The organism is uncultured Thiodictyon sp., from assembly GCA_903837595.1.
Taxonomy (GTDB): domain Bacteria; phylum Pseudomonadota; class Gammaproteobacteria; order Chromatiales; family Chromatiaceae; genus Thiodictyon.
The window spans coordinates 1-4,635 of the sequence record CAILVI010000307.1 but is presented as its reverse complement, the minus strand read 5'-3'; the positions used below and the strand labels follow the sequence as shown (position 1 = coordinate 4,635).

Annotated in this window: 6 protein-coding genes; 3 read left to right on the top strand and 3 right to left on the bottom strand. The window is 66.6% G+C overall.

Annotation, left to right across the window (positions count from 1 at the left end):
* Positions 1–17 precede the first annotated feature (17 nt).
* On the bottom strand, positions 18–704 hold the full coding sequence (locus tag QZY44_RS16990; protein WP_295448735.1) for an ISAs1 family transposase: 687 nt from the start codon (positions 702–704) through the stop codon (positions 18–20).
* 20 nt (positions 705–724) lie between these two features.
* Positions 725–1,807, bottom strand: coding sequence for a Druantia anti-phage system protein DruA (locus QZY44_RS16985; RefSeq protein ID WP_295448732.1), 1,083 nt, complete (start codon positions 1,805–1,807; stop codon positions 725–727).
* 136 nt (positions 1,808–1,943) lie between these two features.
* Between QZY44_RS16985 and QZY44_RS16980 the strand changes: the two genes are divergently transcribed.
* The 3 genes from QZY44_RS16980 to QZY44_RS16970 all read left to right on the top strand — a co-directional run bounded on the left by QZY44_RS16980 (position 1,944) and on the right by QZY44_RS16970 (position 4,082).
* Entirely contained in the window at positions 1,944–2,360 is a 417-nt protein-coding gene (locus QZY44_RS16980) for a helix-turn-helix domain-containing protein (RefSeq protein WP_295448729.1), read from the top strand.
* A gap of 132 nt (positions 2,361–2,492) precedes the next feature.
* Positions 2,493–3,947, top strand: coding sequence for a putative transposase (locus QZY44_RS16975; protein ID WP_295448727.1), 1,455 nt, complete (start codon positions 2,493–2,495; stop codon positions 3,945–3,947).
* Between the two features lie 9 nt (positions 3,948–3,956).
* Positions 3,957–4,082: a hypothetical protein gene (locus QZY44_RS16970; RefSeq protein ID WP_295448724.1), complete on the top strand. Its 126-nt coding sequence runs from the start codon at positions 3,957–3,959 to the stop codon at positions 4,080–4,082.
* A 216-nt stretch (positions 4,083–4,298) separates the two neighbouring features.
* Here the strand turns inward: QZY44_RS16970 and QZY44_RS16965 are convergent.
* The coding region (locus tag QZY44_RS16965; protein ID WP_295448721.1) for a hypothetical protein at positions 4,299–4,635 on the bottom strand (337 nt) is incomplete at its 5' end.

Below are 4,635 nucleotides of genomic sequence, written 5' to 3'. Positions count from 1 at the left end.
GCCACGGGAGATCCGTTCTAGCCCGCTAGTGCTGGGAACGGCCGCGGGCGGCGGCGGGAGTTCTCGGTCATGCGTAGGTAGTCAAACACGAGGCGGACGTTGCGCGCCAGGCGTTGGATGGTCGCGGCGACGGTGTCGTGGGATTTCGCCTTGATGGCGCCGATGGCGAAGCGCCGTGGGGCGGTGATGTTCGCCGGGCCATGGCCGGTGCGGATGGTGCATCGGTCTTCGTCCCAGTTCCAGTCCAGGGTGTAGTGGCAGCCATTTTCGACGCTCCAATGGCCTCGGTTGAAGGCCAGTACGTCGGCGGGCGGAGCCGTTGCTTGGGTGTGACTGGTCACCCCGTAGACGGTCTCGGTGGAGGTCTTGCCGGTCTTCTTGGTCACGGTGTGGCGCGCGATGCCAAACGCCTGGCCGACACCCGGAAAGTTGAGGTAGTCGTTGAGGTGGTTGGTGGTCCAGATCGCGCGCTGCTCGATGCGGCCATGGGCCAAGGTGGGGGGCTCGCGGAAGTCGGGCTGGCCGCGATCCTCGAAGATCAGGCGGATATCCGCGTGCAGGGTCGGCCGGTTGTCTTTGACGGTGAAAACGTCGTGGGCCTCGTGGTCGAGGAGGTAGGTGGCGAGCGTGCGCTGGGTCAGCAGTGCGTCGGTGGTGATCGTCTTGCCGGTGCTGTCCAGTGCCTCAAGGACCGGGATGACCATCCCGATCTCATTGGTTTGCTTCAGCTCGTCGCCGCCGTCGACGGGCAGAGCACCGACTTTTTTTGGGTGTAGCAGGTCTGGCTCTGGTGGCCGACGACGCCCAGAATATGGGTCTGACGGCCCTCGGCGTCGATCGCATTGCACATGGTCTTACCGTCGATGGCCAGCGCTTCGTCGTCGGCATGCTGGGCATTCCAGCGCTGCAAGGCGCGATCCACGGCGTCCGGGTCAACACGGGTGAGCACTTCGCGAATGACGGTGCGGCTGGGGACCCAGTAGCGACGCGCGCGCCAGCAGCAGCGAAAGCGCGCCCGCGCCGGCTGGCCCAGGTCCTGCGCCCACTGGCTGATGGCCTTGTAGCCGCGCCTCCCGCACAGGATGGCGCCGGCCGCGATGGCCAGCACGGTGGGTAGCGGGTGGCGCCGCCCCTGGCCGCGACGCGGGTCGGGGATGTCGGCGAAAAAGTCCGGCAGCGAGACCATCTGCTCAGCGCTCAACATGATCTTGGGCGCTCCGTGATGGTACTGGGGGTCAAGGACGGGACGCGACAGCCGGGCTTGGGCTTGGGCGTGCAAGGATCGGACAAAAACGCGCTTGGCGGCGCCGGGTGCCCCGCTGTAACCGGCCCGGGTACGGCGAAAGCCCCGGGTGTCGCCGACATAGCACCAGTTGGCCGCGCGATAGATGGTGCCGTGGAAGTGGCGTGGATCGACGAAGGTCTCCAGCAACAGCAGCGGATAGCCGAAGCGCTCCTGCCAGTCCGCCGCCAGCCGACGCTCGCACAAGGCCAGGACGCGCGAGGCGAGGTTCGGGTCGTGGTGCGCGGGCAGGATCAGAAAGCGACTGTTGTTGGCGATCAAGTGCAGCCGATCATATTGATGGCGAAAATCCCATCCGATCCAGGCATCACGCGCGGCGCACTTCCAAGCCGCCGCCGAGAAGCTCAGCCGCGCCAGCCACTGGTCCTGCCAGGTGGCGACATACCACCGGGTGTGCCCGATCTTCGGCAGCGCGCCCAGGTAATGATGGGCATCCATCAGCGCCTGGAAGCGCGCTTCCTCGGGCACGGCGACGGGTTGCAGGACGACTTCGCGCAGATTCACGCACTCGCTCTCGGGCGGCGGGGGACCGAAGCGCTTTATACCCAGGCCGCCGAGCATTGTCCAGAGTCGAGGGCAACCGTAGGTTCAAACAGCGAATTTTAGCTAGCCCGGTTCCGCCCTGCACATCACGCCCCTGTTGGCGTTCCGCAAGCAGGACGGCCGGGTCACCTACTTCAACGGCAGTATGCCGGTGTTCGTCCACGACGCGGCGGATGCGGACTCGTTTCGGATGATCACTGCGCAGTTCTGCGTCAACGGCAATGCCCGGCAAGCCGACATCGTGCGCGCCTTCGGGGTGACCACGATCAGCCTCAAGCGAGCGGTGAAGCGCTATCGCTTGGAGGGGCCGCGCGGGTTCTACACGCCGCGGCGCACCCGTGGCCCGGCGGTGCTCACGGCGCCGGTGCTGGCCGCGGCCCAGCAGTTGCTTGATGACGGCTTGGAAACCGCGCAGGTGGCCGAGCGCTTGGGCGTGAGGCCCGACACCTTGTCGAAGGCGGTGCGCGCGGGGCGGTTGCACCAGCCAGCAAAAAAAACCCTGGCGTTGCGCTGACGACCAAGGGCGAACGCAGCGCCGTGGATCGGGCCGCCCCGATGGGGATGGGCGCGACGGATGTGGCGGGCCGGTTGGCCGCGAGTGTGGGCCAGCTCGCTGCCGTCGCCCCCGACTTTGCCCCGGCGCTGGATGTCCCCCGATGGCGGGGTGCTGTGTGCGCTGCTAGCCTTGCTGGCGGTCGGCCTGCTGGACGGCGTGGAGCGCTTCCTGGCCTTGCCCAAGGGCTACTACGGGCTCGACAGTCTGCTGCTCCTGCTCGCCTTCATGGCCCTGGCACGGCGGCGCTCAATGGAGTCGCTGCGCTACTGTGCCCCCGGCGAGTGGGGCAACCTGCTGGGGCTGAATCGCATCCCGGAGGTGCGTACCCTGCGCGCCAAGCTCCAACTGCTGGCCCAGGAGGGACTGGCCGCACAGTGGAGCGCGGCCCTGTGTGAGCGCTGGATGGCCGCCGTCCCCGAACAGGCCGGCGTGCTCTATATCGACGGGCAGGTGTGCGTCTACCACGGCCACCAGACCCAATTGCCGCGCCACTACGTGGCCCGCGAGCGCCTGTGTCTGCGCACCACCACCGACTACTGGGTCAACGCCATGGACGGCCAGCCCTTCTTCGTCGTCAACCAAGCGGTCGATCCGGGACTGATCCAGGTCATCGAGCAGGAGATCGTGCCGCAGCTGGAGCGGTGCGTCCCGGCCCACGCGGTGCCCGCGCCGCGCGATGCCGATCCGCTGCGCCACCGCTTCACCCTGGTATTCGACCGTGAAGGCTATTCGCCGGCGTTCTTCCTGCGGATGAAAAACCAGCACATCGCCTGCCTGACCTACCACAAATACCCCGGTGAGGACTGGGGCTCGGAAGAGTGCGTCCCCACCGCGGTGCGCCTCGCCAGCGGGGAGGTCGTCACCATGGACCTGGCCGAACGGGGCACCTGCCTGAGCAACGGGCGGTGGGCCCGCGAGGTGCGCAAGCGCAGCCAGCAGGGGCATCAAACCGCTATCCTGTCCACCGACTATAGCTGCGCTGCGGCCCCCATGGCCAGCGCCATGTTCGCCCGCTGGTCGCAGGAAAACTTCTCCAAGTATGCCCGTGAACACTACGATCTGGACCGTTTGGCCGATTCTCGCACCGAGGCGATTTCCGAGCCCCTACAGGTGGTCAACCCCGACTACCGCCGCCTCGACGGGCAGGTCCGCGCCGCCACCAGTAAACTCAACCGGCGACTCGCCCACTTCGCTGCCATGACCCTGGAAGCGCCAATCGAACCCAAGCATGTCGAGCCGTTCATCCGGCGCAAAGCGGCGCTGCAAGAAGAGATCGAAGGCCGGCAGGGCGAACTCGCAGCGCTCAAGGCCAAGCGCAAGGAGACCCCACACCACCTCGGCATCGACGAACTGCCCGAGGATGCTCGCTTTCGCCAGCTCAGCACCCACAGCAAGCAGCTCGTCGGTACCATCAAGATGATTGCCTACCGTGCCGAAACGGCCATGGCCAACTGCCTGCGCGAGCACCTCACCCGACCCGACGAGGCGCGCCGACTGCTCTGCGCCCTCTACACCACCGACGCCGATCTGCTGCCGGACCCCTAGGCGGGGACCTTGACGGTGCGCCTGCACCATTCGGCCAACGCCGTCACCGATCAGGCCATCGAGAAACTCTGCGCCGAGCTGACCGCCACCGAAACGGTTTTCTCCCGGACAAATTTGCGCCTGGTGCTGAAATAGGCTCGGCGTAAATTCCTGGAGATCAGGTCATCTGACCATGGAGTCCTCTCTTTGCAATCACCCGTCAGCGCGTCTGGGGTGCGTCTACAGCGCTGAGTAAAAACACGTTTCCAGCATTGACGCATCCACATTTGCAATCCGCCACAGGCCACGGCTCGACGCGGTAAGTGCCTGGCACCAAAACGCTTTCACGCGTCCACGCGTCCTCATTTGCAATCACCCCTGCCGCCCGGCGCCGGGCGTTGCACGCCCCCTGCGCCCGGCGGTTGCGTGCCACGTAGTCGGGGTGACCCTCCCGCCAGGCGCGAAAACACGCGGATGCGCCTGCGCCCAGGTCCGCTGGGCGGCCTGATCGTTGGCGCGGTAGTCCGGGTCACTGGCACGCTTGGCGCGCTGCCAGTCACGCTTGCGCGCCCGCTGGCAGGCTGGCTGCGAACAGTAGGTCTGGGTCGGGTTCTGGGGACGCGGCCGAAACGGCTGGCCGCAGCTGTCAAGCGACACCAGGAACTGACCCCCTGGCGACACCAAGAACTGATCCGGCCCCGTTTGGTTT

Bases quoted from the DNA above. Each gene is read 5' to 3' on its own strand.
- QZY44_RS16990 (WP_295448735.1), bottom strand. From the start codon at position 704: ATGGTCATCCCGGTCCTTGAGGCACTGGACAGCACCGGCAAGACGATC.
- QZY44_RS16975 (WP_295448727.1), top strand. From the start codon at position 2,493: ATGTCCCCCGATGGCGGGGTGCTGTGTGCGCTGCTAGCCTTGCTGGCG.